At 39.4% G+C, this 4091-nt stretch carries 5 protein-coding genes; 1 reads left to right on the top strand and 4 read right to left on the bottom strand.

Features of this window, described 5'->3' with window-relative positions:
• Positions 1-201: 201 nt before the first annotated feature.
• Positions 202-537 (bottom strand): metalloregulator ArsR/SmtB family transcription factor, encoded by a 336-nt coding sequence (locus Q0296_RS06990; RefSeq protein ID WP_103558062.1) that lies wholly within the window; start codon positions 535-537, stop codon positions 202-204.
• Positions 538-639: 102 nt separating this feature from the next.
• Here Q0296_RS06990 and Q0296_RS06985 point away from each other — a divergent pair, with 102 nt between their 5' ends.
• Positions 640-1599: a permease gene (locus tag Q0296_RS06985; RefSeq protein ID WP_298038571.1), complete on the top strand. Its 960-nt coding sequence runs from the start codon at positions 640-642 to the stop codon at positions 1597-1599.
• Here the strand turns inward: Q0296_RS06985 and Q0296_RS06980 are convergent.
• The 3 genes from Q0296_RS06980 to Q0296_RS06970 all read right to left on the bottom strand — a co-directional run.
• The gene (locus Q0296_RS06980; protein ID WP_103571991.1) at positions 1588-2262 is read right to left on the bottom strand and encodes a methionine ABC transporter permease; all 675 of its coding nucleotides are present in this window, start codon (positions 2260-2262) and stop codon (positions 1588-1590) included. The two genes, Q0296_RS06985 and Q0296_RS06980, sit on opposite strands and share 12 nt — an antisense overlap.
• Positions 2262-3218: a methionine ABC transporter ATP-binding protein gene (locus Q0296_RS06975; protein WP_298038566.1), complete on the bottom strand. Its 957-nt coding sequence runs from the start codon at positions 3216-3218 to the stop codon at positions 2262-2264. Before Q0296_RS06975 ends, Q0296_RS06980 begins: the two co-directional genes overlap by 1 nt.
• Before the next feature lie 30 nt (positions 3219-3248).
• A partial coding sequence (locus Q0296_RS06970; RefSeq protein WP_298038564.1) for a diaminopimelate dehydrogenase occupies positions 3249-4091 on the bottom strand: 843 nt, incomplete at its 5' end.

Below are 4091 nucleotides of genomic sequence, written 5' to 3'. Positions count from 1 at the left end.
GGCTTAAATTTCTTTTTAAATGCTTAGCAAGACTAAGCGCTTAAAAAGAAATTTTGCGCTTAGCGTTAGTCTTTCGACGACTTAAGTTGAGTGAAGCGACGCATTTCGCACATATCTGATTTCATTTTCTATCCTTTCTTTGTAAAATTAATTTCGGGATTTTATGCAAAAAAAGTTTAAAAAAAAATAAATTTTAGAAATTTATCTTAGACTTTTTATGACACCTCTTGCATTTTTTGAGTTTTTGGCTGCTTTTTCCTCTAAAATATTTTTTAAACATTCCAAAAAATTTGGCAAACAGCAAATATCAACCGAGTAAAAAACATTAAGTCCGGACTTCTCGCTTTTTAAAATTCCTCCATTTTTTAATACCCCAAGATGCTTTGAAACCGTTGCTTGTTCTTTATTTAAAAGCTCGCAAATTTCACCTACGCTCATCTTTTTATCACCTAAAACCTCAACTATTCCGATCCTAATAGGATGAGCCAAAACTCTCATAAATTCGCTTTTTAGCGCAAGAATATCAACATATTGCATTTTTATACCTTTTTTATGATTTTAACTTAAAAGAACTAAATTTACACTTGACTATATTCCTATATTAGTATATAATCATATAAAAAATTTAAAGGTAAAAAAATGCTCGATCTTTTTAATCAACACAATATATTTGAGTTTATTAAATTTTTCATACTTTATTTTACAGAGATTTCACTACTATTTTTTTGTGTCTCTTTTTTGGTATTTATCGTATCTGAAAAATTTAGTCAAAAACTCAAAAAACACCTTATAAGCACAAAAATTTCAAGCTTTATCAAGGCGTTTTTGGTTGGCGCTATTACGCCGTTTTGTTCGTGCTCTACTATACCGCTTTTAAATGGGTTTTTAAAAAGCGGCGTATCACTTGGCGTTAGTAGCGTATTTTTGTTAAGCTCTCCGCTTGTTAATCTTGTAATTTTAACGCTTCTTTTTATGAGTTTTGGGTTTAAATTTAGCATTATTTATTTTACGGTCATTTTTATCTCATCGCTTGCTTTTGGTCTTTTGTTATCAAAAGCAGATCAAAATCTATTTTTAAAAGATGATTTTTTAAAACCAAAATTTAGCCCAAACAATCCAACTAAAGGCTTTGTTTTTACACCCGTTAATCAGACGCAAGCTTGCTCTTGCAAGGATATAAAAAATAGTAAAAATATTTACAAAATGGCGCTTTTAAACTCGGTAAAAGAGTATAAAAAACTATTTTATTACATACTGCTTGCGATGTTTATCGGCGCCGCTATACACGGATTTGTTCCGCAAAAGCTTATCTCAAACTATCTTGGTTCTAGCGACATCGCCTCGATACTTATTTCGGCATTGTTTGGAATTTTGCTCTATGTTAGAGTAGAAGCGCTAGTGCCAATTGGCTTAGCGCTTCTTACCTCGGGTGCTAGTGCGGCCGCATTTGGAGCGTTTGTAATAACGGCGGCAGGGGTTAGCCTGCCGGAAATAATACTTCTTAATAGGTTTTTTAAGCCAAAATTTATGGCAATTTTTATCGCTTTTATCTTATGTGTGGCATTAGCATTTGCAATGTTTTTAAAATCATTTTTTTGAAATTTTATAGAGATAGTTGCCTAAAACTTGGAAAATTTGAACCATAATGATAAGAATAACCACGGTGTAGAGCATGATATCTGGGCGAAATCTCTGATATCCGTAGTTTATAGCGACTGATCCTAGTCCGCCACCGCCAACTGCACCAGCCATCGCTGAAAAGCCGATATTTACGATAAGCGTTAGCGTAAATGCCGAGATGATGCCAGGAAGTGCCTCTACAAACATCACGCGGAAAATGATCTGAAATTTCGAGCTACCAAAGCTTTGAGCAGCTTCGATGATGCCTTTATCAACCTCTTTTAAGGCATTTTCAATGAGCCTTGCCACAAACGGAGCCGCTCCGATAGTTAGCGGAACGATCGCAGCTGTGGTGCCAATGCTCGTGCCTACGATCATTTTTGTGACAGGAAAGAGCACGATGATGAGGATGATAAACGGAAAGCTTCTAAGCACGTTTATAATGATATCAAGGACAAAATAAAGCTGCTTGTTTGGCTTTAGGCCATTTTTGTCTGAAAGGATGAGCAAAACCGCAGGTATAAGGCCTATGGCAAAGGCGAGCAGGGTGGAGACGATGCTCATATATAGCGTTTCGCCGATAGCTGGCAAAAGTATCCTAGAAAATACATCTGGAAATTTAGAAAAGTCAATACCAAACATCAAGCAACCTCCCACAAAACGCCACTTTGCTTGATATAGTTAAGCACGTTTTCTTTATCTTTTTCATCTATGTTTATGACAAGTGAGCCAAGGACGTTGTCGTTTAGCTTTTCAAGCTTACCCCAGACTATGTTAAAGTCGATATTTAGGCTTCTTGCCATGTGTGTGATCACGCTGTTTTGAGCCACTTCTTTTGGGAAAAATAGCCTGATATTTGTGCCAGTGCTTGGCAGAATTTCCACCTCGCCTAAAAATTCTTTCATCTTCTCATCTGGCTTTAAAAATAGCTCTTCAATGCTTCCAGAGCCTATGATCTTGCCGCCTTCTAGCAGTATCGCGCGTTTTGCGATCGATTTTACCACCTCCATCTCGTGCGTGACGATGACGACGCTGATGTCTAGCTCTTTGTTTATCTTCTCAAGTAGCTCTAAAATTTGATTTGTCGTGTTTGGATCAAGTGCAGAAGTCGCCTCGTCGCTTAGTAAAATTTTAGGATTTAAAGCAAGCGCTCTAGCGATGGCAACACGCTGTTTTTGACCGCCGCTTAGCTCGCTTGGATAGCTTTTTGCCTTGCTTTCAAGACCGACTAAATTTAAAAGCTCTCTCACTCTTTTCTCGGTTTCATCGTTTTTGTAGCCCCAAAATTTAAGCGGAGTAGCGACGTTTTCAAAGACATTTTTTCTAGCCATCAAGGCAAAATGCTGAAATATCATACCAACATCTCGCCTTAAATGTCTTTGCTGCGTCTCGTCTAAATTTTTTATCTCTTGATCAAAGACTTCTAAGCTGCCACCTTGATAGCTCTCTAACCCATTTATGCACCTTAAAAGCGTTGATTTACCAGCGCCACTATGTCCCACGATAGCAAAAATTTCGCCCTTTGCAACCTCTAAATTTACATCATAAAGGATCTGCGTGCCGCCATAAAATTTGGTTAAATTTTCTATTTTTATCACTAAATTTTCCTTATTTTTAACTGCCTAAATTTATAAAATTTCTCGCCTTAGCTCATCAGCGCTCTTTGGCGAAAGAAGTGCTGGAGCGATGTCAAATACGCTAAATGCGCCACTCTCACCACTTTGCGCCAAGCGATATGCTGCTCTAGCGTAGGCTACTAGCACGCTTGCTGTAAATTCTGGATTTGAGTCAAGTTTTAGCGAAAACTCGATCAAGTGTTTGTTCTCGCCGTGTTCTCCGCTCACTCCGCTTCGCAGCACAAATCCCCCATGTGGGATACCGCCGTGTTCTCTTTTTAGCGTCTCCATATCTATAAAATGCACGCTCGTGTCGTAGTCGTCAAAATAATTTGGCATCGTTTTTATCTCATGCTCGATGCGTGCCTTATCAGCGCCGTCCTGCGCCACTACGTAGCAATCACGCAGGTGTTTTTCTCTTGTCGTTAAATTTGGATTTTCCCCAGCGCGTACTCGCTCTAGTGCGCTATCTATGGGCACTGTGTATTGGCGTGCATCCACGACGCCTTTTATTCTGCGGATAGCGTCTGAGTGTCCTTGGCTCACACCTTTGCCCCAAAATGTATAACTGCTGCCATTTTCAAGCACGCTCTCGCCGTATAGTCTATTTAGCGAAAATAGCCCCGGATCCCAGCCAACGGCGATGATGCCTACGTTTCCGCCTTTTTTGGCTGCGGCGTCCACGGCGGCAAAGTGCTCAGGGATTTTCGCGTGCGTATCGAAGCTATCTACGACGTTAAAATCTTTTGCAAATTCTGGCGTCTGAGTCGGCAGATCCGTCGCGCTACCGCCGCAAAGAACTAAAACGTCAAATTCGCCCTTGTGCGCTAAAATTTCATCCGCGCTAAATACAGG

It is taken from the genome of uncultured Campylobacter sp. (assembly GCF_937890585.1).
Classification (GTDB): Bacteria; Campylobacterota; Campylobacteria; order Campylobacterales; family Campylobacteraceae; genus Campylobacter_A.
Note: the sequence above shows the minus strand (reverse complement) of the source record. Positions and strands in the feature narration are given on the sequence as shown.